Here is a 23,357-nt window from a genome sequence, read left to right as displayed (position 1 = left end):
ACAGGGACGCTGGAGGCGTCATGCCGCAGATCAGCTCGAGCAAGGTGAGCCGCTGGGACGGGCACGGGCGGGAGCACGTGGTCCGGGTGCAACGCACGGGAGTACAGCGCACGATCAGATGTGAGACGTGCGGCTGGCGCAAGGGGGCACAGTTCCTGCCCTGGCTGAAGGCCGAGGAGCATCTCGCCGAGGCGCACCAGGCCACGGTGGACCCGACGCCGGTGCAGCCGGCCCGATGAGTTCCGGCCGCGCGGAGAGTCGTACCCGGTACGACGCCCCGCACCGGAAGGCCGGACATGACCAGCGCCCTGTACGACACCCTGCGAAGGCACCTGGACGAGGGCTCGGTGCCCGGTGCCGTGGGCCTGGTCGCCCGCGGTGACGACGTCGAGGTCGTGGCCGTCGGCTCCGTGGACGCCGACGGCTCCGCACCGATGGCCCGGGACTCGGTGTTCCGGATCGCGTCGATCACCAAGCCGGTCACGGCGGCGGCGGTGCTGATGCTGGTGGAGGACGGCCGGATCGGGCTCGACGACCCCGTGGACGCCTGGCTGCCGGAGCTGTCCGAGCCGATGGTGGTCCGGACCCCGGCCGGCCCCCTGGACGACCTGGTGCCGGCGGCCCGCCCGATCACGGTGGAGGATCTGCTCAGCTCGCGGGCCGGCTGGGGCTTCCCGTCCGACTTCTCGCTCCCGGCGGTGGGCGCCCTGTTCGAGGTCCAGAAGGACGGCCGGGCCCCGCAGGAGTACCCGGACCCGGACACCTGGGTGGCAGCGCTCGCCCGGGTACCGATGCTGTACCAGCCGGGCGAGGCGTGGCTGTACCAGACGTGCTCCGACCTCCAGGGCGTCCTGGTGGCGCGGGCGTCGGGGCGTACGCTCCCGGAGTTCCTCGCGGAGCGGATCTTCGAGCCGCTCGGCATGACGGACACGGGGTTCGAGGTCCCGGCGTCGAAGCGGCACCGCTTCACGAGCTACTACCGCCCCGGTCCCGACGAGGGCACGCTGGAGCTGGCGGACACCCCGGACGGCGACTGGAGCCGGGTGCCGGTCTTCCCGTCGGGCGGCGGAGGCCTGGCCTCGACGGCCGACGACTACCTTGCCTTCGCCCGCATGCTCCTGAACGGCGGCGAGGGCAACGGCCACCGTCTGCTCTCCCCGACCTCGGTGAGCCGCATGACCACGAACCATCTCACCGCCGCCCAGCGCGAGTTGGGCGCCCTCTTCCTGGAGGGCCAGGGCTGGGGCTACGGCGGCCAGGTGGACGTCACCCCCGCCGAACCGTGGAACGTCCCCGGCCGCTACGGCTGGGTCGGCGGCACGGGCACCACGGCCCACATCGTCCCGCCCACCGGCACGATCACGATCCTGCTGACCCAGGTGGCCATGCGAAACCCGGTCCCGCCCCCGCTGATGAGGGACTTCTGGAACTGCACGGCGAGCGCCGCGCAGCGCTAGGCGCAGTGAGCGGGGAGGGTGCGGGGCGGGCCCGCCACTCGCTGCCGGCCCACGCCGAGACCGGCTGCCCCTCACGGCGGGTGTGGCGCGGGGCGGGACAGGCGGGGAACTGACGCCCGCAGAGGCGGCGTTCAGCGCCGGCCCGGCGCGAGGGCGACGCCCCCGGTAAGCGCCGGCACCGCGACGACAGGACCGGACCGCGCTGCATTCGGCGCATGCGAGCGCGCGTGCCGGACGTCGCGCGGCAGGCGGGAATCAGCCGACAGGCCCTAGCCCCGCAGCCCCCGGACCAGCAGGTCCACCACCGCTGTGAACTCCTCGTCCGCTCCGGGGCGTTCCCACTCGCGGGCGTAGCCCGGGTCGTGGAAGCGGCCCGTCGCCTGGAAGACCGCGCGGGCGGTGACGTCCGGGTCGGGGGTGGTGAAGGCGCCGGTGGTGGTGCCGTCCTGGATGATGCGGGCCAGCTGGGCGGTCAGGTCGGCGATGTGGTCGGCGACCGCCGTGACGTTCTCCTCGGCGAGCACCGTGTACGTGCGGAACAGTTCGGGGTCGTCGCCCGCCTTGCGCCGCTTGGCCGCGAACAGGCCGGCCAGCCAGTCCCGCAGCCGGGACTCGGGGTCCCGGTCGGCGGTGACGATGCCGGACAGCGCCTCCGACGTGCGGTCCAGCCACCGCTTGGTCACGGCCTCCCGCAGCGCGGCCTTCGTACGGAAGTGCCGGTAGACGCTGCCGTGGCTGACGCCGAGCGCGCGGGCCACGTCCACCACGGTGGCCTTCGCCGGGCCGTGGCGGCGCAGCACCTCCTCGGTCGCCTCGAGGATGCGCTCGGCGGTCAGGGTCTCGGTGCTGGGTGCCATGGCCTAGACCGTACCCGGCGCCGGTCCCACTACTTGGTCCCGAGGTGTGCCATCTGCGCGGCCGGGTAGCGGTCGCCCGCCGCCGCGTCCGCCGGTACGGCCTCCTCGATCGCCCGCAGATCGGCCGCCTCCAGCGTGACGTCCAGCGCGCCCAGCGACTCGCCGAGCCGCTCCCGGGTGCGGGCGCCGATCAGCGGCACGATGTCCGCGCCGCGGGACAGGACCCAGGCGATCGCGATCTGGGCCACGCTCACGCCCTTCTGCTCGGCGATCTTGCGCAGAGCGTCGACGAGGTCGAGGTTGTGCTGGAGGTTCTCGCCCTGGAAGCGGGGCGAGTGCGCGCGGAAGTCGGTCGCGGCGAGCTGCCGGTCGCGGGTGAAGTGGCCGGAGATCAGCCCCCGGGACAGGACGCCGTACGCGGTGATGCCGATGCCCAGTTCACGGGTGGTCGGCAGGATCGACTCCTCGATGCCGCGGGAGATGAGCGAGTACTCGATCTGGAGGTCCGCGATCGGTGCGGTGGCGGCGGCCCGGCGGATCGTCGCGGCATCGACCTCGCTGAGGCCGATGTGCCGGACGTAGCCCTTCTCGACCAGTTCCGCGATCGCGCCGACCGTCTCCTCGATCGGCACGTCCGGGTCGCGGCGGGCGATCCGGTAGACGTCGATGTGGTCGACGCCCAGGCGCTGGAGGGAGTACGCGGCGAAGTTCTTCACGGCCACCGGCCGGCCGTCGTGGCCGGTCCAGTTGCCCTCCGGGTCGCGCAGCGCGCCGAACTTCACGCTGACCAGCGCCTGTTCGCGGCGGGCCGCGGGCGCGCCGCGCAGGGCCTCGCCGATCAGCATCTCGTTGTGGCCCATGGCGTAGAAGTCGCCGGTGTCGAGCAGGTTCACGCCGGCCTCCAGCGCGGCGTGGATGGTGGCGATGGCCTCACCCCGGTCCGCCTCGCCGTACAGCGGGGACATGCCCATGCAGCCGAGACCGAGGGCGGAGACCTGGGGGCCGGTGGTTCCGAGGGTTCGGGTTTGCGTCGTCATGCATCCACCCTGGCATGACAGCTGACGGATTTCAATATCTGTCAGCTGTCATTTGTCAGCCGCCATGCGTCGGGCCGTCGCTCGCATGTCGCGATTTGGTCCAGACCTATTGACTAGAGGTCTGGACCACCCGGACACTGTCATGCCTACGACACCTCACCGCACCCCCACCGGGAGGCTCCGTATGCTGCGCCGCACGCTGCGTCTGTTCGCCGCCGCGCTGACCACCGCCGTCCTTGTCCCCCTCTCGATCGCCGCCGCCCCCACCGCGTCCGCGGCCGACACCTGCGCGGTCAAGTCCCGCCCCGCCGGCAAGGTCCTCCAGGGCTACTGGGAGAACTGGGACGGCTCCGCCAACGGCGTCCACCCGCCCTTCGGCTGGACCCCGATCACCGACTCCCGCATCGCCGCCCACGGCTACAACGTGATCAACGCGGCCTTCCCGGTCATCCGCTCCGACGGCACCGCGCTGTGGGAGGACGGCATGGACACCGGCGTGAAGGTGGCCACGCCCGCCGAGATGTGCGCGGCCAAGGCGTCCGGTCAGACGATCCTGCTGTCCATCGGCGGCGCGGCGGCCGGTATCGACCTCAGTTCGTCGGCGGTCGCGGACCGGTTCGTGGCGACGATCGTCCCGATCCTGAAGAAGTACAACTTCGACGGCATCGACATCGACATCGAGACGGGCCTGGTGGGCAGCGGCAGCATCGGCCAACTGTCCACGTCACAGGCCAATCTGATCCGCATCATCGACGGGGTGCTGTCCCGGATGCCGGCCGGCTTCGGCCTGACGATGGCCCCGGAGACGGCGTACGTCACCGGCGGGAGCATCACCTACGGCTCGATCTGGGGCGCGTACCTGCCCATCGTCAAGAAGTACGCGGACAACGGCCGCCTGTGGTGGCTCAACATGCAGTACTACAACGGCAGCATGTACGGCTGCTCCGGCGACTCGTACTCGGCGGGCACGGTGGCGGGCTTCACCGCGCAGACCGACTGCCTGAACAAGGGGCTGGTCGTGCAGGGTACGACGATCAAGGTGCCGTACGACAAGCAGGTGCCCGGCCTGCCCGCGCAGCCGGGCGCGGGCGGCGGCTACATGTCCCCGAGTCTGGTCTCCCAGGCCTGGCGCCACTACGGCACCTCGCTCAAGGGCCTGATGACCTGGTCCCTCAACTGGGACGGCTCGAAGAACTGGACCTTCGGCGACAACGTCAAGGCACTGCAGGGCCGTTGAGCCTGATGGGTCTCATGAGTCCCACGTGTCTCAGCGGGCGGTGAGGGCGAGCTTCGCCCCCAGCGCCACGAACGACCCCGCGAAGCCCCGCCGCAGCCACGTCATCACCCCCGGCCGTGAGGTGACGTGGCTGCGCACGGAGGCGGCGAGGACGCCGTACGCCGCGAAGACGACGAACGTCGCCAGCATGAACACGCCGCTCAGCCCCAGCATCCGGACGACCGCGTGCGGCTCGTCGGGGCTGACGAACTGGGGCAGGAACGCGAAGAAGAAGATCGTCAGCTTGGGGTTGAGAAGGTTGACCAGAACGCCCCGGACGATCACCTGCGCCGCCGAGACCGGGGCGGTGTCCCGCTCGACGGCGATCGCGTCCTTGTCCCGGACCGTGGCCCACGCCATGTGGAGGAGGTAGGCCACACCGGCGTACTTGAGGATCTGGAAGGCGGCGGCACTGGCGTTCAGCAGCGCGGCGACACCGGTGACGGTGGCGACGACGTGCGGCACGATCCCGAGCGTGCAGGCGAAGGCCGCGACGACGCTCGCGCGGCGGCCGCGGGAGAGCCCGGCGGCGAGGGTGTAGACGACGCCGGTACCGGGGGTGGCCACGACGACAAGGGTGGTGAGGAGGAAAGCGAGGCTCATGGGGCCACCCTGAACGCGCGACGGCCCTTGATACAGGTCCAATGAGGCACCCGTATCAAGGACCAATGCGCCGAGGGGCGGCAGGTCCCCGCGCTACGGCACTAGCAGCCGATCAGACGCCCGGCGAGGTAGCCCTCGATCTGGTCCAGCGACACGCGCTCCTGCTTCATCGAGTCACGCTCACGCACCGTCACGGCGTTGTCCTCAAGCGTGTCGAAGTCGACGGTGACGCAGTACGGCGTACCGATCTCGTCCTGACGGCGGTAGCGGCGGCCGATGGCACCCGCGTCGTCGAACTCGATGTTCCAGTGCTGGCGCAGCGCCTGGGCGAGCCCCTTGGCCTTCGGGGACAGCTCGGGGTTGCGGGACAGCGGGAGCACCGCGACCTTCACCGGGGCCAGACGGTGGTCGAGGCGCAGCACCGTGCGCTTCTCCATCTTGCCCTTGGCGTTGGGCGCCTCGTCCTCGACGTAGGCGTCGAGCAGGAAGGCGAGCATCGCGCGGCCGACACCGGCCGCGGGCTCGATGACGTACGGCGTCCAGCGCTCCTGGGCCTCCTGGTCGAAGTAGGAGAGGTCCTGGCCGGAGGCCTTGGCGTGGGCGCCGAGGTCGTAGTCGGTGCGGTTGGCGACACCCTCCAGCTCGCCCCACTCGTTGCCGCCGAAGTTGAAGCGGTACTCGATGTCTGCGGTGCGCTTGGAGTAGTGGGAGAGCTTCTCCTGCGGGTGCTCGTACCAGCGCATGTTCTCTTCACGCAGGCCCAGGCCGGTGTACCAGTTCCAGCGCTGCTCCATCCAGTACTCCTGCCACTTCTCGTCCTCGCCCGGCTTGACGAAGAACTCCATCTCCATCTGCTCGAACTCGCGGGTGCGGAAGATGAAGTTGCCGGGCGTGATCTCGTTGCGGAAGGACTTGCCCATCTGGGCGATGCCGAACGGGGGCTTGCGGCGCGAGGTGGTCTGCACCTGGGCGAAGTTGGTGAAGATGCCCTGGGCGGTCTCGGGACGCAGATAGGCGATGGAGCCGGAGTCCTGGGTCGGGCCGAGGTGGGTGGAGAGGAGGCCCGAGAACTGCTTGGGCTCGGTGAACTGGCCCTTGTTGCCGCAGTTCGGGCAGTTCACGTCCGCCAGGCCGTTCTCCGGGAGGCGGTTGTGCTTGGCCTCGTAGGCCTCCTCCAGGTGGTCCGCGCGGAACCGCTTGTGGCAGGAGGTGCACTCGGTCAGCGGGTCCGTGAAGGTGGCGACGTGGCCGGAGGCGACCCAGACCTCGGGGGCCAGGATGACGGACGAGTCGATACCGACCACGTCCTCGCGCGACGTCACCATGTAGCGCCACCACTGACGCTTCAGGTTCTCCTTGAGCTCGACACCCAGCGGCCCGTAGTCCCAGGCGGCGCGCTGACCGCCGTAGATCTCACTGCAGGGGAATACGAAGCCACGGCGCTTGCTCAGGCTGACGATGGTGTCGATCTTGTCGGCGGCCACGGTGCTCTCTTCATTACGACGACGGGCGACGAAGCGAGATGCTTCAGAGCGAATGCTTCAGGTTACCGGCGAGGGCTCCCCCTCAACCAAATCGGCCTCCCCTATGAACATCCCGCAGAGCTTGTTGACAACGGTTTCCATCTTCGTTGAAAATGACTGTCATGAACGTACGACGACGTCACATATCCGCAGCCGCGGCGATCGCGGTCACCGCCCTCGGGACCGGCACCCTGTCCGGCTGCTCCGGCGACAGCGTCGCGGCGGCGCAGACGGACAAGTTCGACGTCGTCGCGTCGTTCTACCCGATGGCCTTCCTCGCCGAGCAGATCGGCAAGAGCCACGTCCACGTCACCAGTCTGACCTCTCCGGGCCAGGAACCGCACGACCTGGAGATCAGCCCCCGGCAGATCGCGCAGCTCGAAGAGTCCGACGCGGTGCTCTACCTCAAGAACCTCCAGCCCTCCGTCGACAACGCGGTCGCCCAGTCCGGGCTCAAGACCAAGATCGACGCCGCCTCGCTGACCACGCTGGAGGAGCACGGCAACGAGGTCGGCGGCCACGCGGCCGAGCACGACACCGGCGAGAACACCGAGGAGTCCGGCAAGGACCCGCACATCTGGCTGGACCCGGTGAAGTACGCCGAGGTCGCCAAGGGGGTCGGCGCGGCCTTCGAGAAGGCGGACCCGGACCACGCGGCCGACTACCGGAAGAACACCGCGGCGTTGGTCAAGAAGCTCGACGAGCTGAACACGCGGTTCGAGGACGGCCTGGCGAACACGAAGACCAAGGTCTTCCTCACCACCCACGCCGCCTTCGGCTACCTCGCCGAGCGCTACGGCCTGACCGAGGAGGCCATCAACGGCCTCGACCCGGAGTCGGAGCCCAGCGCCGCCCGTGTCAAGGACCTTGAGAAGATGGCGCGGGCCGACGGAGTCACGACCGTGTTCTACGAGACGCTCGTCAGCGACAAGACCGCGAAGACCGTCGCCCGGGACGCGGGCCTGAAGACCGACGTCCTCGACCCGATCGAGGGCATCACGGACAAGTCCCGCGGCACGGACTACTTCTCGGTCCAGGAGGCGAACCTCAAGGCGCTCCGAACGGCCCTGGGAGAGAAATGATCTTTACGGAGGACGACGCCATGGGTGAGCCCGTCATATCGATGCGCGACGTGCGGGCCGAGCTGGGCTCGCGCCCCGTCCTGCGCGGAATCGATCTCACCGTGAACCGCGGCGAGGTCGTCGCGCTGCTCGGCGCGAACGGTTCCGGCAAGTCGACCGCGATCCGCAGCCTCATCGGCCAGGTGCCGGTCAGCGGCGGCGAGATCGCGCTGTTCGGCACCCCGCGCCGCGGCTTTCGCGACTGGGCGCGCGTCGGATACGTGCCGCAGCGCACCACGGCCGCGGGCGGGGTCCCGGCGACGGTGACCGAGATCGTCTCCGCGGGCCGGCTGTCCCGCACCCGCTTCGGGCTGTTCCGCAAGGCCGACCACGAGGCCGTACGGCGGGCCCTGGAGCTGGTCGGCATGGCGGACCGGGCCAAGGACTCGGTGAACGCCCTGTCCGGCGGCCAGCACCAGCGCGTGCTGATCGCCCGCGCCCTGGTCGCCGAACCCGAGCTGCTGATCATGGACGAGCCGATGGCCGGCGTCGACCTGGCCAGCCAGGAGGTGCTCGCCCAGACGCTGAGCGAGCAGGTCGCCGCCGGTACGACCGTCCTGCTCGTCCTGCACGAACTGGGCCCCCTGGAGCCCCTGATCGACCGGGCCGTCGTCCTGCGCGACGGCTGCGTCCTGCACGACGGGCCGCCGCCGCGCGCGGTGGGCCAGCATGCGCTGCCCGGCCACGACCACGTACACCCGCACGCACCGGCGGGCACCGAACCGATCCGCACGGGACTGCTGAGCTGATGGACTTCCTGAACTACGCCTTCATGCAGCGGGCGCTGCTCGCCGCCGTTCTGGTCGGCATCACCGCCCCCGCCGTCGGGATCTATCTGGTCCAGCGCCGCCAGGCCCTGATGGGCGACGGCATCGGCCACGTCGCCATGACCGGCGTCGGCCTCGGCTTCCTGCTGTCCGCCTCCCCGGTGTGGATGGCCACGGCGGTCTCCGTCCTCGGCTCGGTGCTGATGGAGCTGATCCGCTGGTACGGCAGGACGCGCGGCGACATCGCCCTCGCGATGCTCTTCTACGGCGGCATGGCCGGCGGTGTGATGCTGATCAACCTCGCGCCGGGCGGCTCCAACGCGAACCTGATGTCGTACCTGTTCGGCTCCCTGTCCACGGTGTCGCAGTCCGACGTGACCGCGATCTGCGTACTGGCCGCCTTCGTGCTGCTGGTGACGCTCGGCCTGCGCCGGCAGCTGTTCGCGGTCAGCCAGGACGAGGAGTTCGCGCGGGTGACCGGACTGCCGGTGCGCGCCCTGAACCTGCTGACGGCGGTCACGGCGGCGGTGACCGTGACGGTCGCGATGCGTGTGGTCGGCCTGCTCCTGGTGTCCGCGCTGATGGTGGTCCCGGTGGCGGCGGCACAGCAGCTCAGCCGGAGCTTCACCGCCACGTTCGCGATCGCCGTCGCCATCGGGGTGACCGTGACGATCAGCGGCACGATCACCTCGTACTACCAGTACGTGCCGCCCGGCGCGACGATCGTTCTGCTGACCATCGCCGCGTTCCTCGTGCTGACCGCGCTGGCCACTCCGCTGGCCCGGCGCCGGGCCCGTGCGGCCGCCGCGGGCCGCGCTGCCGGGGACCCCGCGGAGTGCTCGATTCCGGCCACACGCGGGGCCGCCGACGAGGTCGGAGTCTGACTGCGCGCATGCCGGGCTGGCACAATGGCCGGCAGACGCAGATGCAAGGAGGCAACCGGTGACGACCGCTGGACCGCCCGTGAAGGGCCGTGCGACCCGCCAGCGGGCCGCCGTGGCGGCGGCCCTGGACGAGGTCGACGAGTTCCGCAGCGCGCAGGAGCTCCACGACATGCTCAAGCACAAGGGCGACTCGGTCGGCCTGACCACGGTCTACCGCACCCTCCAGTCCCTCGCCGACGCAGGTGAGGTCGACGTCCTGCGCACCTCCGACGGCGAGTCCGTCTACCGCCGCTGCTCCAGCGGCGAACACCACCACCACCTCGTCTGCCGCACCTGCGGCAAGGCGGTCGAGGTCGAGGGCCCGGCGGTCGAGAAATGGGCCGAGGCCATCGCCGCGGAGCACGGCTACGTCAACGTGGCCCACACGGTGGAGATCTTCGGCACCTGCGCGGACTGCGCCGCGGGTTGAGCCGCTTGTCGTGCGGTTCAGGCTGACGTCGGCCTACACCTTCGGCAGGTGGTGGCCGATCAGTGTGCGCAGTCGGTCGATCTCCGCGGGATCGGCCGCACCCCGCTTGACCAGTACATTGGCGCAGCGTCCGGCACGGTCCGGGCTGCGCAGCACGAACACCCGGTCGTTCTCGGCGTAGCTGCCGTAGTTGCGCCATGTCGTGCGCAGGTCAGCCTGGGCGCCGACCATCCGGAGACCCTCCTCGTCCGCGGTCAGCCGCAGGCGGCCCTGGTGGGCGTTCGCCTTCAGGAGCCGGCCGGCGGAGAGGTGCGGCAAGAAATACAGGAGCACCGCGTACAGCGGGAGGAAGAACGAGAAGAAGTCCAGCCGGCCCGACCGCGCCTGCAGCAGGATCAGCGCCACGCCCAGCAGGGCGACCGTGAGGACGAAGGGCAGCCGGTAGACGAAGCCCGACTTCCGCTTGCGCAGGATGAGCCGGACCGCGTCCACCAAATCCGCGTGCTGCAGCTCGTACTCCAGCACGACCTCGGTCTTCTGCTGCTCGATCACGGCCCCTCCCCGGTCCTACGACGACGAGCCGTGATCGTATCCGCCCTCTCCGACCGGCCGTCAGGCGCGTCCGAAGCAGTGTTCCAGTTCGTTCAGGTCGTAGAACTTGCTGCCCTTGGAGAGCGGGTGGCAGGTGGCCTTGAAGGGGGTCTCCTTCTCGTTGTAGAGCATGCGCACCAGGTAGCGGCCGTCCTTCTCGTACACGTCCCACTGGATGTTCACGCCCAGCGGGGCGACCGACGCGCCCCGCCAGGGGTTGTCGGCGTAGGTGTACGGCTGCTGTGGTGCCGCCGGCTTCGTGCTGCCGGGCAGGCCCATCAGGGCCGCGAGCGGGATGATCTCCTCGGCGTGGGTGAAGCGGAGTTCGGCGCCGAGGGCACTGGTGCCTGCCCGCTTGGCCTCGACCTGCTCGAAGAGGTCGTCGAGCAGGACACCGGCCATCTTGTAGGTGATGTCGCTGTCGGCGAAGCCGGGCCCCTTCTCGTAGAAGTCCTCGGTGTCGCCGAGGAAGCCGAACCAGGCCGCGTCGCGGTGCGAGAGGTAGCGGTCCATGCCCCAGCCCTTGCCGCCCGGGCTCTCCTCGCTCATGGCGGGGGCGATGGCGTACAGGTTGTAGACGGCCCGGGCGGCGGTGACCCGGTCGGTGATCCGGTCGACGAAGGCGCCCTTGAAGATCCGCCGCAGCACGCTGCGGGCAGCCTCGTGCGTGCGGGGCTGGTCGGTGATGCTCTTGAGCGTGCTCGCCAGGCGCTGGTCGTGGGCGATGTAGTCGCGGTACGCGGCGCCGCCCGCCGCCTTGTGGAAGTACAGCAGGTCCTTGTCGGTGCGGGTCGGCCCGATCAGCGGCTTCAGCGCCGGGTCGGTCTCGGCGAGGGCACCGGTGTACAGGTCGGCGCTGTCGACGGCCCGGCCCTGCCCGGAGCTGACGACGTCGATCTTCTCGCCGTCCCGCACGATCCGCGCGAACAGCCCCGGCAGCCGCTGCTGCGTCCGCCGGGCGGTCGACCGCATCTCCTGCTTGCCGCGTCCGCTGAGGTTGCCGTACCCCACCTTCGCCATCGCGTCGAGCAGCGCCCGCACCTTCGGGCCGAACTCCTCGCCCCTGCGGGTGAGTTGCCCATCCGACTCGGCCTTGTCCCACAGGGCGAGGACGAGGTCCCCGTCCTCGCTGTCGGTGGCCGCGCGGGAGCCGTGCCGGGAGACGTTCTCCGTGAAGACGGGCGTGAATCCGGCGGGCGGCCGCTCGTAGCCGCGCGGGTTCTGCCCGGGGGCGTACGGCGCCTTGGTGCCGTAACTGTCGTAGTGCGCGGGCCGGTCCGCGGCCTGCGTGGGCAGCGCCGCGGCCAGCAGGGCGCACAGGGCGAGGGCGGGGCTGAGGCGTCTCATGGGCGGATCGTCGGCGATCCCCGTGAACCGCCGGTGGCTACGAAGTGGACTTGCCTTCCATCGCCAGCAGTTCCTCGTTGGGAATGGCTCCGCCGAACCGCCGGTCCCGGGAGGCGTATTCGATGCAGGCCCGCCACAGGTCGCGCCGGTCGAAGTCGGGCCACAGCACGTCCTGGAAGACCATCTCGGCGTAGGCGCTCTGCCAGATCAGGTAGTTGGAGGTGCGCTGCTCGCCACTCGGGCGCAGGAACATGTCCACGTCCGGCATGTCCGGGTAGTACATGTACTTCTGGAGGGTCTTCTCGTTCACCTTGGACGGGTCGAGGCGCCCCGCCTTCACGTCCGCGGCCAGCGCCTGCGCGGCGTCGGCGATCTCGGCGCGGCCGCCGTAGTTCATGCAGAAGTACAGGGTGAGCAGGTCGTTGCCCTTGGTCTGCTCCTGGGCCACCTGGAGCTCCTTGGCGACCGACTTCCACAGCTTGGGCATGCGGCCCACCCAGCGCACCCGGATGCCGAGTTCGTCGAGCTGGTCGCGGGTCTTGCGGATGAAGTCGCGGTTGAAGTTCATCAGGAAGCGCACCTCGTCGGGCGAGCGCTTCCAGTTCTCGGTGGAGAAGGCATAGAGGGAGATGTTGCGGACGCCGATCTCGATCGAGCCCTGGAGGACGTCCAGGACGCGCTCGGCGCCGACCTTGTGTCCTTCGGTGCGCGGCAGCCCGCGCTCCTTGGCCCAGCGGCCGTTCCCGTCCATGACGATCGCCACGTGGTTCGGGACGAGTTCGCCGGGGAGCTTCGGCGCGCGGGCGCCGGACGGGTGCGGCTCCGGCGCCCTGTACTCGCGGCGCCGGCGTCCCAGGATCCCGCGTACGACCATGTGCTTCTCGTCTCCCTCGTGCTTCTTCGCTTGCTTCTACTTCTCGACGTATCTGAGCGAGCGCAGTCCGCGCTCCAGATGCCAGTGCAGGTAGGCGGACACCAGCCCGCTGCCCTCCCGGACGTACCGCGGCTCGCACGCGTCCGCGGTCTCCCAGTCTCCCGTAAGCAGCGCGCCGAGGAGGACCAGGGTCTGCGGCGAGGGTACGACGCTGCCGGGCACCCGGCAGTCGGCGCAGACGCTGCCTCCGGAGGCGACCGAGAAGAAGCGGTTCGGTCCGGGCATTCCGCACTTCGCGCAGTCGCCGAAGCTGGGCGCGTAGCCGTTGACGGCGAGGGAGCGCAGCAGGAAGGCGTCGAGGACGAGGTGCGGGGCGTGCTCGCCGCGGGCGAGGGTGCGCAGCGCGCCGACGAGCAGCAGATACTGCTGCACGGCCGGCTCGCCCTCGTGGTCGGTGAACCGCTCGGCGGTCTCCAGCATGGCGGTTCCGGCGGTGTAGCGCGCGTAGTCGGTCACGATCCCGCCGCCGTACGGAGCGATGGTCTCGCTCTGGGTGCACAGCGGCAGCCCGCGTCCGATCAGCTCACTGCCCCGGGCGAAGAACTGCACGTCGACATGGGAGAACGGTTCGAGCCGGGCCCCGAACTTGGACTTGGTCCGCCGTACGCCCCGGGCGACGGCCCGCACGCGGCCGTGACCGCGGGTGAGCAGCGTGATGATGCGGTCCGCCTCGCCGAGCTTCTGGGTCCGCAGGACGATGCCGTCGTCCCGGAAAAGACTCATGCGTCCATTGTCGCGTACGCGGTCAGCGGGCGTGGTCGGGCTGATAAATGGCGTCCCAGGGGGCGAGGTTCCAGGGGCCGGCCCGGTTCGCCGGGTCGAGCAGGGACCGCACGTGCGCGTCGGCGGTGGCCTGGGGTGCGGGAGAGCCGGCGTCCTGGGTGCTCCGCAGCCCGTCGTGCCACACCTTGCGCCCCAGCAGGTAGTGATCGGCGTACTCCTGCCAGGAGGCGTACGTCCGCGCCACCGACGGCACGATGCTCTTCAGCGCGGTCCAGGCCTCGTGCTCCGTGATCATCCCGCAGGCGAAGCCGCGGCGGGCGACGTCGACGTACAGGGCGGCGTCCCAGGCCAGCGGCGCCACGCCGGTGAGCTGCTGGGCGCGGACCCGGTAGCCGGTGCGCGCCAGCCCCGCGAGCCGGCCGACGAGCTTGTCGCGCGAGGTGATCTCCCACCGCTCGGCCAGCCAGCGCCGGGCGCTGTCGTCGTCTATTCGCGTGAACGGGTACAGGGTGGTCCGGGAGGCGTCGCGGTCGTGGTTCACCGGCGCGCTCAGCGACACCATCCACAGCTGGTGCATCGTGAGCGGGACGGGGTACCGCCGCGCGGCCTTCGGTTTCCTCCACTCTCGCAGTCTCGTCAGCGCCATGGGCCCGCACCCTACGTCAAGGGGCCTCACCCCGGCCGCGCGCGTCGGCGTGGGCCGTGGCCGCGCTCAGCCGCTCGGCCGGGGTGGCCCGGCGGACGGCCTCCGGCCTGGCGTCCCACTCCAGCCCGCCGCCGTAGGGCCGCAACTGCACATACGGCCCCTCGTGACCCATCACGATGCCCAGTCTTCCGGTGTGGGTGTCGACGGCGTGGCAGCCGAGCGGGAGATTCATCACGTTCACGTTCACCTCGGTCCCCTCCCGCCACGACTTTCACGCTTCGCCTCCCTCCAGTGGCTCTGTGTCACTAGAATCCGCGCCCCGGGAAGCACGCCGTCGGTGCGACCCCCGTCGGACCGCTCATTCCACGCCGCGTGACTCCTGGGCCGCGCGTGCCTCTATTCCGCGGAAGTGGACCGCCATCGCGTGCTGCGCGCCCTCCACGTCGCGGGCGCGCAGTGCGGTGACGATGTCGCGGTGGCGGCGGACGGTGACGTCGGGGGCGGGGTCGGCGGTCCATCCGCGGGCGCCCGCCACCCGGCGGAACACCGTCCAGAAGGCGCCCAGGAGCTGCGGCACGAGCGCGTTGCCGAGCGAGGTGTAGAGCAACTCGTGGAACTCGCGGTCGAGTTCGGCCAGGGAGTGCCCGGCGCGGCCGGCCGCCTCCATCCGGGTCACCACCGACTCCACCCGGTCCAGCTCCGCCTCGGTCAGGGTGGCCGCGATCTGCCGGACCAGCCCCACCTCCAGCACCTCCCGGATCTGGAGGATCTCGGCCAGCGCGCTCTCGTCGTCGTCCTGCCGGGTCAGCGTGCGGAAGGTCAGGCCGTCGGCCAACGGGGTGAGGGAGGCCTGGCCGACATAGGTGCCGTAGCCGTGCCGGATCTCGACGATGTCGAGGGCCTGGAGCGCCTTGAGTGCCTCGCGGACGGAGTTGCGGCTGACGCCGAGGGCCTCCATCAGCTCCGCCTCGGTGGGCAGCGGGGCACCCGACCGGAGCTTCCGGTCGAGGATCAGCTGCACGACCGCGCGCTGTATCCGGCTGTTCCTGGGTTCCCCGGCGGCCATGCGCCGCATGGTACGCGCACCAGACGTCCTACGTCCCATGTCTCGGGTCCACCTGCGCCAACTCCCGCCATTTCACTGTGCCATTGGTCCAACCTCTGACGGCTACGCCATTCGTGTGCGATCCCTTGACCGCCCCCACGGGCACTCCTATGGTCACGCTGACCGACAGGACGTAGGACGTCGTATCTCCCCCCATCCACCAGACCCTCTTCGCTGGAGGAACCGTGCGCGACGACGTGACCCACGACGTGCCGGCACTGCATCGCCGGTCGTTCCTGAAGTACTCCGGCGCGCTGGGCGCGGCCGCCGCGCTGTCCTCCTCGCTGGCGGCCTGCTCGTCCGGGCCCCAGTCCACGAACGACACCGGCGGCTCGGGCAGCGGCAAGAACCGCACACTGACCGCGGTGATCGGCTACGGGAACGACGGCAGCTGGGACCCGACCCAGACGGCATCCGCATTCGCCATGGCCGGCAACAACCACATCTACGAAGGACTGCTCGACACCGACCCGATCTCCCGTGAGCCGTACGCGGCGCTGGCGACCCAGGTACCGGCGGACCTCAAGGCCACCACCTGGCGGTTCACCCTGCGGGCGGGCGCCAGGTTCCACGACGGCAAGCCGGTCACGGCCGACGACGTCGTCTTCGTCTTCGACCGGATCCTCGACCCGAAGACACAGACCCTCGCCAAGGGGTTCTTCGCGAGCTGGCTGAAGGAAGTACGGAAGGTCGACGCGCAGACCGTCGAGCTGGTGCTCAAGTTCCCCTTCCCGGAAGGGGTGTCCCGGCTCACCCTCGCCAAGATCATGCCCAAGCACGTCTACTCGCAGCCGGGTGCCTGGGACGACGCGATCAAGGGCAAGGCCATCGGCTCGGGACCGTACCGGCAGACCGCGCACCACCCGAAGTCCAACACCACCTTCGAGGCGTTCGCCGACTACAACGGCCCGCGCAAGCCCGCCTTCAAGCGGATGAACTGGCTGACCATCGTGGACGCCGCGCCCCGGGTGGCGAAGATCTCCGGGGCCGGCGCGGGCGCGCAGATCGCCGACAACATCCCCTACGCCAACATCCCGCGGCTGGAGAGCGGCGGGATGTCGGTCGCGGGCGGGGCCGGGATGAACAACCTGTTCCTGATGTTCAACACCGGGCACAAGCCCTTCGACGACGTACGGGTCCGGCAGGCACTGCACTACGCCATCGACACCGGGAAGATGGTCGAGGTCGCCCTGAAGGGCCATGGAAAGCCGTCCTCGTCCTTCCTCAACGAGGGCAACCCCTCCTACCGGCGGGCCAAGACCGTCTACGACTACGACCCCGACAAGGCCAAGGCCCTGCTGAAGGCGGCCGGGGTGAAGAACCTGAAGATCGAGATCCTGTCGGTGAACGTCAGCTGGATCGTCGACTGCCTGCCGACCATCAAGTCGTCCTGGGACGCCATCGGCGTCGAGACGACGCTGTCGCCGCAGGAGACCACGGCCGTCTTCACCAAGTTGGACCAGAAGCAGGACTACCAGGTCGTCGCCGCCGCCTCGAACCCCAACCAGTTCGGCCTCGACGCGGACCTGATCATGCATTACAACTACGGCCCGCAGAACCTCTGGATGGGCTACGCCCGCTGGGCCGACGACTCCGTCGCCAAGCAGCTCTTCAAGGACATGGACCGGGCCACCCAGGAGCCGGACGCCGAGAGGAAGAAGGCGATGATCCAGGACTACATCGACATCGTCGCCGAGCAGGCCGTGCTCTACCCGGTCGTGCACAACGAGCTGATGACCGCCTGGGACCCGAAGAAGCTGACGGGGATAAGGGCACAGCCGTACCCCGGGATCAACCTGCTCCAGGCCAAGTGGGTCTAGCGCGTGGTCGCCGTCCTGCGCATCCTGCTCCGCCGTGTCGCCCTGCTGGTGCCGCTGATGCTGGGCATCGTGCTGTTCGTGTTCCTGGTGATGCGGTTCTCGGACGTCGACCCGGCGTCCGCGTTCTTCCAGGGCGCCAATCCGACGCCCGGGCAACTGCACGACTTCCGGGAGCGGAACGGGCTGCTCGATCCGCTCCCGGTGCGCTACGTCCACTTCGTCGGCGACCTGCTCCACGGCGACATGGGCACCAGCGCCCTCACCCGGGCGCCGGTCCTCGACCAGGTCACCACCGCGCTGCCGCTCACCCTCCAGCTCACCTTCCTGGGGCTCGGCGTCGCGGTGGTGCTGTCGCTGCTCGGAGGGGTCACGGCGGCGATCTACCGGGACCGGCTGCCCGACCAGATCATCCGGGTCGTCTCCCTGACCGGGGTCGCCGCGCCCGGCTTCTGGCTGGCGCTGCTGATGATCCAGTACCTGGCGGTGGACCAGGGCTGGTTCCCGACCGGCGGCTACATCAACCCCGCCGACTCCTTCACCGGCTGGCTGAGGACGATGACCCTGCCGGCGTTCGCGCTGTCGCTGCCGGTGGCCGCCCAGCTGACCCGGATCGTGCGGACCTCCGTGGTGGAGGAGCTGGACAAGGACTACGTACGGACCGCGATCGGCGGCGGGCTGCCGCCACGGGTGGTGGTGGGGCGCAACGTGCTGCGCAACGCCCTGATCAATCCGCTGACCGTGCTCGGTCTGCGCGTCGGCTATCTGCTGGGCGGCGCGGTGGTCATCGAGACGATCTTCTCGCTGCCCGGGATGGGCAAGCTGATGATCGACGCGGTGCAGAACGGCGACCCGGCGGTCGTCCAGGGTGTCGTACTGACCACGGCGACCGGTTTCGTCGTCGTCAACCTCGCCATCGACATCCTCCATCTCCTGGTCAACCCGCGACTGAGGGACGCGACCTGATGTTCACGCGCGAAGACCTCACCCGGGCGCTGTCCCGGCCCGGCGTCCGGCTGCGCGGCCGGCGCCGGCTGCCCCCGCTGTCGAGGATCGCCGTCTGCTTCCTGGCGGTCGTCGTGCTGACCGCTCTGCTGGCACCCGTCCTCGCCCCGGACGACCCGCTCGACCAGCAGCCGCCGGTCGACGGCACCGGGCACCCGTCCGCCGGCCACTGGATGGGCCAGGACAGCCTCGGCCGGGACATCCTCAGCAGGCTGATGTACGGCGCCCGCTGGTCCCTGGCCATCGGTCTCGGCGCCACCGCGCTCGCCCTGGTCGTGGGCGCGGTCGTCGGGGCGGTGGCCGCCACCTCCCGCAAGGGTGTGGACGAGACGCTGATGCGCTGTCTGGACGTGGTGATGGCGTTCCCCGGCATCGCGCTGGCCGCCGTGCTCGTCGCCGTCTTCGGCGGCGGCATCACCGTACTGATCTGTGCGATCGCGTTCCTGTTCACCCCGCCGGTGGCCCGGGTCGTACGGGCGAACGTCCTCGACCAGTACGGCGAGGACTACGTCACGGCGGAACGCGTGATAGGTGCCCGCACCCCGCACATCGTGCTGCGGCATGTGGCCGTCAACTGCGCCGCCCCCGTCCTGGTGTTCTGCACGGTCCAAGTCGCCGAGGCCATCGTCTTCGAGGCGTCGCTGTCCTTCATCGGCGCGGGGGTACGGCCGCCGGACCCGTCCTGGGGCAGCGTCATCGCCGACGGCAAGAACATGGTGCTCACCGGCGGCTGGTGGGCGACCGTCTTCCCCGGGCTGCTGATGCTGGTCACCGTCCTGTCGCTGAACGTCCTGTCCGAGGGCGTCTCGGACGCGTGGGCGGCCCCGGCGGCCCGGGACGTGACGGCGCGCAAGGACGACGACCCGGTCGAGGCGCCGGAGCCGGGCGGCGGCGAGGTGCCGCAGCTGCCCGGCCTGACCGAGGCCGCCCGGCGGCTGCGCTCACGGGCCAGGCCCCTGCCCGACCCCGGCGCGGTGCCGGTGCTCGCTGTGGAGAACCTCGCCATCGGCTTCGACGCACGCCACGGGGGCGTGGACATCGTCGACGGCATCAGCTTCGAGGTGCGGCCCGGCGAAGTGCTGGGACTGGTGGGCGAGTCGGGCTGCGGCAAGTCGCTGACCGCGCTCACCGTCATGGGGCTCCAGCCCAGGGACGCCCGGGTCAGGGGTCAGATCCGCTTCCGCCAGCGGGACCTGCTCGCCGAGCCGATGCGGGTACGGCGCCGACTCCTCGGCCACGAGATGGCGATGGTCTACCAGGACGCGCTGTCGTCCCTGAACCCGGCGATGACCATCCGCGCCCAGCTCAGACAACTGGTACGGCGCGGCGGCCGGCGCTCCCCCGCGGAGCTGCTGACCCTGGTCGGCCTCGACCCCGAACGCACCCTGCGCAGCTATCCGCACGAACTCTCCGGCGGACAGCGCCAGCGCGTCCTGATCGCCATGGCGCTGTCCCGCGACCCGAAGCTGATCGTCGCCGACGAGCCCACGACCGCACTGGACGTGACCGTGCAGGCGCAGATCATGGAACTGCTGCTGCGGCTGCGGGCGGAGCTGGGCTTCGCGCTGATCCTGGTCTCGCACGACCTGGCGCTGGTGGCCGACGTCACCGACCGTGTGGTGGTGATGTACGGCGGGCAGATCGTGGAGACGGGCGTGACCGCCGACCTGGTCGCGGCACCGGCCCACCACTACACCCGGGGGCTGCTCGGCAGCGTGCTGTCCCTGGAGTCGGCGGCCGAGCGGATGACCCAGATCAGGGGTGTTGTCCCGGCCCCGGCCGACTTCCCGGCGGGCTGCCGGTTCGCGGACCGCTGTCCACGGGCGAGCGAGGTGTGCCGTACGACCGCTCCCGACCTGCTCGGCACGCCCACCCACACGGCGGCCTGCCACCACCCGGCGGTCGACCTGGTGACGACGGAGAGCGAGGCCGTCAAGTGAACACGGTCGTGGAGCTGTCGGACACCCATGTCGTCCACAGGGCGCGCAGCGGCGGCCTGTTCACCCGGGACCGGGTGTACGCGCTGACCGGCGCCGATCTCGCTGTCGCGCCCGGTGAGACGGTCGGTGTGGTCGGCGAGTCCGGCTGCGGCAAGTCGACGCTGGCGAAGGTGCTGGTGGGCGTGGAGCGGCCGACATCCGGGGCGGTGTCGTTCAGGGGCCGTGACCTGTGGTCCATGCCGCCCGCGGAGCGCCGGGCCGCCGTCGGTGCCGGCACCGGAATGATCTTCCAGGACCCGTCGACGGCCCTCAACCGCCGGCTGCCGGTGCGACGGATCCTGCGCGACCCGCTGGACGTCCACGACCGCGGAACGAGGAAGGAGCGCGAGGAGCGGGTGCGGGAGCTGATGGCTCTTGTCGGCCTTCCCCGCGCCCTCGCCGACGCGTTGCCCGGCCAGCTGTCCGGTGGCCAGCGCCAGCGCGTCGCCATCGCCCGCGCGCTGGCCCTCGACCCCGACCTAGTGGTCGCGGACGAGCCGACGAGCGCCCTCGACGTGTCCGTGCGGGCGCAGATCCTCAACCTCCTGCTCGATCTGAAGGAACGGCTGGGCCTCGCCCTGGTGTTCGTCTCGCACGACATCCAGACCGTACGGCGGATGAGCGACCGGGTGATCACCATGTACCTGGGCCGGATCGTCGAGGAGTGCCCGGCCGGCCGGGTCACCGACCAGGCGCGGCACCCGTACACCCGTGCCCTGTTCTCCGCCACGCCCGGCCTGCTCGACCCGATCGACCCGATCCCGCTGACCGGCCCGGTGCCGTCGGCGACCCGGCCGCCGAGCGGCTGCCCGTTCCGCACCCGCTGCTGGAAGGCGGACGAGGTGTGCGCCGCGGCCATGCCGGACTTTTCGGCCGCGTCGCGCCCGGCACATCGCTACCGGTGTCACCATCCTGTGGAGGAGGACCAGTCGACCCGCGACCTCGTGCGCCAGAGTCTTCCCAGGGAGCCTTGATGACCTTCCCCGCCCCGCTGACCGGTGTCGTACCGCCCGTCTGCACCCCCCTGACACCGGACGGCGAGGTGGACGTCCCCTCGCTCCTCAGACTCGTCGACCATCTGGTGGAGGGCGGGGTGCACGGTCTGTTCGTCCTCGGCTCGACCTCGGAGGCCGCGTATCTGACGGACCTGCAGCGCATCCTGGTGATGGAGGCGGTCGTGGGTCATGTCGGCGGGCAGCTGCCGGTGCTGGCCGGGGCGATCGACATGACCACGCCCCGGGTGCTGGACAACGTCCGGGGGGCCACCGCGGCGGGCGCCCAGGCGGTCGTCGTCACCGCGCCCTTCTACACCCGCACCCATCCGGCGGAGATCGCCCGCCACTACCGGCGGGTCGCGGCGGTCAGCAGCGTCCCGGTCATCGCCTACGACATCCCGGTCGCCGTGCACACCAAGCTCCCCGCCGAGCTGGTCCTGGAGCTCGCCGCGGACGGGGTGCTGGCGGGCGTGAAGGACTCCAGCGGCGACCTGGGCGCCTTCCGCCAGGTCGTCACCGGCGCCCGGAACCTCACCGGCACCACCCGCTTCAGTGTGCTCACCGGCTCGGAGCTGGTCGTCGACGCGGCCCTCGCGCTCGGGGCCGACGGGGCCGTGCCGGGCCTCGCCAACGTCGACCCGCACGGCTACGTCCGGCTCTACCGGCTGTGCCGGTCGGCGGACTGGAACGGCGCGCGGGCCGAACAGGACCGGCTGTGCGCCCTGTTCGGCATGGTGCGCGTCGGCGACCCGGCCCGGATGGGCGGCAGCTCGTCGGCGCTCGGCGCGTTCAAGGCGGCGCTCCATCTCAGGGGCGTCATCGACTGCCCGGCGACGGCCGAGCCGCAGATCCCGCTGTCCGCGGAGGAGGTCGAGCGGGTGGGGAAGTATCTGGCGGGCGCCGGGCTGCTGTAGGTCCTGTCGGGACCGGGCTCACCGGAAGTCGCCGGCCGGCAGGCGCCGGAACTCGATCGTGTCGTACGTCCCCGTCACCCCCGTCTCGTACAGGATGCCCACCGTCCGGTGGTCCACCTGGACGAGGTCGGAGTAGGCGGCCTTCTGCGCGGACAGCGTCAGCACCTTGGCGAAGGTCGCCCCGCCGTCGGTGCTGGACCAGAGGGCCATCTCCCGGCGGGCGGTGGGCACGGACGGGCCGGAGAACAGCAGCGGGGCCTTGGGGCCGCGGAGCTGGAGGACGGAGGCCTCGACGACGGGGACGTCGTCGAGGGTGGGCTGGGCGGTGTAGGGGCGGTCGAGGGTTTCGGCGCCGTCGCTCGAGTAGGTGTCGAGGCGGTTGCCGGGGCCGCTGCCGTTCTGGTCGCGGGAGCTGAAGTACAGCCTGCCGTCGGGGAGTTGCGCGGCCGTGCTCTCGTTGGAGTTCGCCACGCCGTCGTAGGAGTCGTCGACGAAGCCCAGCCGCCAGGTGCGGCCGCCGTCGTCGCTGTAGATCGCGTGGGCGCCGTAGTACCTGGCCTCCTGGCCGGTGTCGGGAGAGCCGGCGGGCGGGGCCGCCGAGTGGTTGGCCGGGACGACCAGGCGGCCCCGGTACGGACCCCGGGTAAGCGCGACGGCGTGCCCGGGGCCGGTCGCGTACCAGCGCCAGTCCGCCGGCTTCACCTCGGCCGTGATGTCCCGCGGAGTCGTGAACCGCCGGCCGTCGTCCCAGCTGCGCTGCACGAACACCCGGCGGCTCTGTTCCGGGGTGGCCTCACCGCGCATGATCTGCGCCTCGGTCACGGCACCGCTGTTGTAGGAGGTGAGCAGCACGACCGCGCCGGTGCGCGGGTCGACCACCGGTGCCGGGTTGCCCCGGGTGTTCCCGTCCCCGGCGGCGACCACCCGCAGCGGGCCCCAGGTGCAGCCGCCGTCGGTGGAGCGCCTGAGGACGACATCGATGTCACCGGTGTCGCCCGCGCTGTTGTGTCTGCCCTCGGCGAAGGCGAGGACGGTGCCTCTTGGGGTGGTGACGGTGGCGGGGATCCGATAGGTGTCGTACCCGCCCTCACCGGAGACGTACGGCACCGAGGAGGCACAGCCCTCACCGGCATGGGCGGGCTGTGTGACGGTGAGCGGAGCGAGGAGCACGGCGGCGGTCAGGAGGGTGCGGCTCAGGAGTGTCATCCCTCTCCCTTACGGAGCGGCGTCCCGCACGGGACGGTGACCGTTGTCGGTCACATGCTCCCCGGCGACACCCGTTCCGACTCCCGCACCGACGCGGAGTG

Annotated in this window: 24 protein-coding genes; 12 read left to right on the top strand and 12 right to left on the bottom strand. The window is 70.7% G+C overall.

Annotated elements, in window-relative coordinates:
- Positions 1 to 20: 20 nt before the first annotated feature.
- Positions 21 to 239, top strand: coding sequence for a hypothetical protein (locus ACZ4EG_RS02815; RefSeq protein ID WP_467789280.1), 219 nt, complete (start codon positions 21 to 23; stop codon positions 237 to 239).
- A 57-nt stretch (positions 240 to 296) separates the two neighbouring features.
- Positions 297 to 1,457 (top strand): serine hydrolase domain-containing protein, encoded by a 1,161-nt coding sequence (locus tag ACZ4EG_RS02810; RefSeq protein WP_453551940.1) that lies wholly within the window; start codon positions 297 to 299, stop codon positions 1,455 to 1,457.
- 269 nt (positions 1,458 to 1,726) lie between these two features.
- On the opposite strand, the gene ACZ4EG_RS02805 is transcribed toward ACZ4EG_RS02810, so the two are convergent.
- Both ACZ4EG_RS02805 and ACZ4EG_RS02800 read right to left on the bottom strand, forming a co-directional pair.
- Positions 1,727 to 2,314: a TetR/AcrR family transcriptional regulator gene (locus tag ACZ4EG_RS02805; RefSeq protein WP_467789279.1), complete on the bottom strand. Its 588-nt coding sequence runs from the start codon at positions 2,312 to 2,314 to the stop codon at positions 1,727 to 1,729.
- A 29-nt stretch (positions 2,315 to 2,343) separates the two neighbouring features.
- The gene (locus tag ACZ4EG_RS02800) at positions 2,344 to 3,351 is read right to left on the bottom strand and encodes an aldo/keto reductase (protein ID WP_467789278.1); all 1,008 of its coding nucleotides are present in this window, start codon (positions 3,349 to 3,351) and stop codon (positions 2,344 to 2,346) included.
- Between the two features lie 184 nt (positions 3,352 to 3,535).
- Here ACZ4EG_RS02800 and ACZ4EG_RS02795 point away from each other — a divergent pair, with 184 nt between their 5' ends.
- On the top strand, positions 3,536 to 4,588 hold the full coding sequence (locus tag ACZ4EG_RS02795; protein WP_467789277.1) for a chitinase: 1,053 nt from the start codon (positions 3,536 to 3,538) through the stop codon (positions 4,586 to 4,588).
- A gap of 30 nt (positions 4,589 to 4,618) precedes the next feature.
- On the opposite strand, the gene ACZ4EG_RS02790 is transcribed toward ACZ4EG_RS02795, so the two are convergent.
- On the bottom strand, positions 4,619 to 5,230 hold the full coding sequence (locus ACZ4EG_RS02790) for a LysE family translocator (protein WP_467789276.1): 612 nt from the start codon (positions 5,228 to 5,230) through the stop codon (positions 4,619 to 4,621).
- A 101-nt stretch (positions 5,231 to 5,331) separates the two neighbouring features.
- Complete coding sequence (locus ACZ4EG_RS02785) at positions 5,332 to 6,714, bottom strand: glycine--tRNA ligase (protein WP_453551928.1); 1,383 nt, start codon at positions 6,712 to 6,714, stop codon at positions 5,332 to 5,334.
- 161 nt (positions 6,715 to 6,875) lie between these two features.
- On the opposite strand from ACZ4EG_RS02785, the gene ACZ4EG_RS02780 reads away from it, so the two are divergent.
- The 4 genes from ACZ4EG_RS02780 to ACZ4EG_RS02765 are packed head-to-tail and all read left to right on the top strand — an operon-like array spanning position 6,876 to position 9,994.
- Positions 6,876 to 7,835, top strand: coding sequence for a metal ABC transporter substrate-binding protein (locus tag ACZ4EG_RS02780; protein ID WP_467789275.1), 960 nt, complete (start codon positions 6,876 to 6,878; stop codon positions 7,833 to 7,835).
- 20 nt (positions 7,836 to 7,855) lie between these two features.
- Positions 7,856 to 8,623 carry a metal ABC transporter ATP-binding protein gene (locus tag ACZ4EG_RS02775; protein ID WP_453551922.1) on the top strand — a complete coding sequence of 256 codons (768 nt, stop codon included), beginning with the start codon at positions 7,856 to 7,858 and terminating at the stop codon, positions 8,621 to 8,623.
- Positions 8,623 to 9,525 carry a metal ABC transporter permease gene (locus tag ACZ4EG_RS02770; RefSeq protein WP_363295048.1) on the top strand — a complete coding sequence of 301 codons (903 nt, stop codon included), beginning with the start codon at positions 8,623 to 8,625 and terminating at the stop codon, positions 9,523 to 9,525. The genes ACZ4EG_RS02775 and ACZ4EG_RS02770 overlap by 1 nt, the downstream gene beginning before the upstream one ends.
- Before the next feature lie 58 nt (positions 9,526 to 9,583).
- Positions 9,584 to 9,994, top strand: a complete 411-nt coding sequence (locus ACZ4EG_RS02765; protein ID WP_453551919.1) for a Fur family transcriptional regulator — start codon at positions 9,584 to 9,586, stop codon at positions 9,992 to 9,994.
- A 33-nt stretch (positions 9,995 to 10,027) separates the two neighbouring features.
- Here ACZ4EG_RS02765 and ACZ4EG_RS02760 read toward each other — a convergent pair whose 3' ends face one another.
- The 7 genes from ACZ4EG_RS02760 to ACZ4EG_RS02730 form a co-directional block, all read right to left on the bottom strand.
- Positions 10,028 to 10,546, bottom strand: a complete 519-nt coding sequence (locus ACZ4EG_RS02760; protein ID WP_453551917.1) for a hypothetical protein — start codon at positions 10,544 to 10,546, stop codon at positions 10,028 to 10,030.
- 60 nt (positions 10,547 to 10,606) lie between these two features.
- The gene (locus tag ACZ4EG_RS02755; RefSeq protein ID WP_467789274.1) at positions 10,607 to 11,932 is read right to left on the bottom strand and encodes a histidine-type phosphatase; all 1,326 of its coding nucleotides are present in this window, start codon (positions 11,930 to 11,932) and stop codon (positions 10,607 to 10,609) included.
- Positions 11,933 to 11,969: 37 nt separating this feature from the next.
- Positions 11,970 to 12,806 carry an isoprenyl transferase gene (locus ACZ4EG_RS02750; protein WP_453551911.1) on the bottom strand — a complete coding sequence of 279 codons (837 nt, stop codon included), beginning with the start codon at positions 12,804 to 12,806 and terminating at the stop codon, positions 11,970 to 11,972.
- 36 nt (positions 12,807 to 12,842) lie between these two features.
- Positions 12,843 to 13,589, bottom strand: coding sequence for a DNA repair protein RecO (gene recO / locus ACZ4EG_RS02745; protein WP_390706485.1), 747 nt, complete (start codon positions 13,587 to 13,589; stop codon positions 12,843 to 12,845).
- A 22-nt stretch (positions 13,590 to 13,611) separates the two neighbouring features.
- Positions 13,612 to 14,235: a DUF1266 domain-containing protein gene (locus ACZ4EG_RS02740; RefSeq protein WP_390706486.1), complete on the bottom strand. Its 624-nt coding sequence runs from the start codon at positions 14,233 to 14,235 to the stop codon at positions 13,612 to 13,614.
- Between the two features lie 16 nt (positions 14,236 to 14,251).
- Positions 14,252 to 14,467: a hypothetical protein gene (locus tag ACZ4EG_RS02735; protein WP_453552289.1), complete on the bottom strand. Its 216-nt coding sequence runs from the start codon at positions 14,465 to 14,467 to the stop codon at positions 14,252 to 14,254.
- A gap of 126 nt (positions 14,468 to 14,593) precedes the next feature.
- Complete coding sequence (locus ACZ4EG_RS02730) at positions 14,594 to 15,310, bottom strand: FadR/GntR family transcriptional regulator (protein WP_467789273.1); 717 nt, start codon at positions 15,308 to 15,310, stop codon at positions 14,594 to 14,596.
- A gap of 215 nt (positions 15,311 to 15,525) precedes the next feature.
- Between ACZ4EG_RS02730 and ACZ4EG_RS02725 the strand changes: the two genes are divergently transcribed.
- The 5 genes from ACZ4EG_RS02725 to ACZ4EG_RS02705 are packed head-to-tail and all read left to right on the top strand — an operon-like array spanning position 15,526 to position 22,050.
- Positions 15,526 to 17,160: an ABC transporter substrate-binding protein gene (locus ACZ4EG_RS02725; RefSeq protein WP_467789272.1), complete on the top strand. Its 1,635-nt coding sequence runs from the start codon at positions 15,526 to 15,528 to the stop codon at positions 17,158 to 17,160.
- A gap of 3 nt (positions 17,161 to 17,163) precedes the next feature.
- Positions 17,164 to 18,123, top strand: coding sequence for an ABC transporter permease (locus tag ACZ4EG_RS02720; protein WP_453551905.1), 960 nt, complete (start codon positions 17,164 to 17,166; stop codon positions 18,121 to 18,123).
- Complete coding sequence (locus ACZ4EG_RS02715; RefSeq protein WP_467789271.1) at positions 18,123 to 20,102, top strand: dipeptide/oligopeptide/nickel ABC transporter permease/ATP-binding protein; 1,980 nt, start codon at positions 18,123 to 18,125, stop codon at positions 20,100 to 20,102. The genes ACZ4EG_RS02720 and ACZ4EG_RS02715 overlap by 1 nt, the downstream gene beginning before the upstream one ends.
- The gene (locus ACZ4EG_RS02710) at positions 20,099 to 21,115 is read left to right on the top strand and encodes an oligopeptide/dipeptide ABC transporter ATP-binding protein (protein ID WP_467789270.1); all 1,017 of its coding nucleotides are present in this window, start codon (positions 20,099 to 20,101) and stop codon (positions 21,113 to 21,115) included. The genes ACZ4EG_RS02715 and ACZ4EG_RS02710 overlap by 4 nt, the downstream gene beginning before the upstream one ends.
- Entirely contained in the window at positions 21,115 to 22,050 is a 936-nt protein-coding gene (locus ACZ4EG_RS02705) for a dihydrodipicolinate synthase family protein (protein WP_453551897.1), read from the top strand. The genes ACZ4EG_RS02710 and ACZ4EG_RS02705 overlap by 1 nt, the downstream gene beginning before the upstream one ends.
- Positions 22,051 to 22,068: 18 nt before the next feature.
- On the opposite strand, the gene ACZ4EG_RS02700 is transcribed toward ACZ4EG_RS02705, so the two are convergent.
- Complete coding sequence (locus ACZ4EG_RS02700) at positions 22,069 to 23,256, bottom strand: sialidase family protein (protein ID WP_467789269.1); 1,188 nt, start codon at positions 23,254 to 23,256, stop codon at positions 22,069 to 22,071.
- Between the last annotated feature and the right edge of the window lie 101 nt (positions 23,257 to 23,357).

This window comes from Streptomyces sp. NPDC025638 (assembly GCF_055558775.1).
Note: the sequence above shows the minus strand (reverse complement) of the source record. Positions and strands in the feature narration are given on the sequence as shown.

Coding starts and splice junctions, on each gene's coding strand:
- ACZ4EG_RS02815 (WP_467789280.1), top strand. CDS start 21: ATGCCGCAGATCAGCTCGAGCAAGGTGAGCCGCTGGGACGGGCACGGG.
- ACZ4EG_RS02810 (WP_453551940.1), top strand. CDS start 297: ATGACCAGCGCCCTGTACGACACCCTGCGAAGGCACCTGGACGAGGGC.
- ACZ4EG_RS02805 (WP_467789279.1), bottom strand. CDS start 2,314: ATGGCACCCAGCACCGAGACCCTGACCGCCGAGCGCATCCTCGAGGCG.
- ACZ4EG_RS02800 (WP_467789278.1), bottom strand. CDS start 3,351: ATGACGACGCAAACCCGAACCCTCGGAACCACCGGCCCCCAGGTCTCC.
- ACZ4EG_RS02795 (WP_467789277.1), top strand. CDS start 3,536: ATGCTGCGCCGCACGCTGCGTCTGTTCGCCGCCGCGCTGACCACCGCC.
- ACZ4EG_RS02790 (WP_467789276.1), bottom strand. CDS start 5,230: ATGAGCCTCGCTTTCCTCCTCACCACCCTTGTCGTCGTGGCCACCCCC.
- ACZ4EG_RS02780 (WP_467789275.1), top strand. CDS start 6,876: ATGAACGTACGACGACGTCACATATCCGCAGCCGCGGCGATCGCGGTC.
- ACZ4EG_RS02775 (WP_453551922.1), top strand. CDS start 7,856: ATGGGTGAGCCCGTCATATCGATGCGCGACGTGCGGGCCGAGCTGGGC.
- ACZ4EG_RS02770 (WP_363295048.1), top strand. CDS start 8,623: ATGGACTTCCTGAACTACGCCTTCATGCAGCGGGCGCTGCTCGCCGCC.
- ACZ4EG_RS02755 (WP_467789274.1), bottom strand. CDS start 11,932: ATGAGACGCCTCAGCCCCGCCCTCGCCCTGTGCGCCCTGCTGGCCGCG.
- ACZ4EG_RS02750 (WP_453551911.1), bottom strand. CDS start 12,806: ATGGTCGTACGCGGGATCCTGGGACGCCGGCGCCGCGAGTACAGGGCG.
- recO (WP_390706485.1), bottom strand. CDS start 13,589: ATGAGTCTTTTCCGGGACGACGGCATCGTCCTGCGGACCCAGAAGCTC.
- ACZ4EG_RS02740 (WP_390706486.1), bottom strand. CDS start 14,235: ATGGCGCTGACGAGACTGCGAGAGTGGAGGAAACCGAAGGCCGCGCGG.
- ACZ4EG_RS02735 (WP_453552289.1), bottom strand. CDS start 14,467: ATGAATCTCCCGCTCGGCTGCCACGCCGTCGACACCCACACCGGAAGA.
- ACZ4EG_RS02730 (WP_467789273.1), bottom strand. CDS start 15,310: ATGCGGCGCATGGCCGCCGGGGAACCCAGGAACAGCCGGATACAGCGC.
- ACZ4EG_RS02715 (WP_467789271.1), top strand. CDS start 18,123: ATGTTCACGCGCGAAGACCTCACCCGGGCGCTGTCCCGGCCCGGCGTC.
- ACZ4EG_RS02705 (WP_453551897.1), top strand. CDS start 21,115: ATGACCTTCCCCGCCCCGCTGACCGGTGTCGTACCGCCCGTCTGCACC.
- ACZ4EG_RS02700 (WP_467789269.1), bottom strand. CDS start 23,256: ATGACACTCCTGAGCCGCACCCTCCTGACCGCCGCCGTGCTCCTCGCT.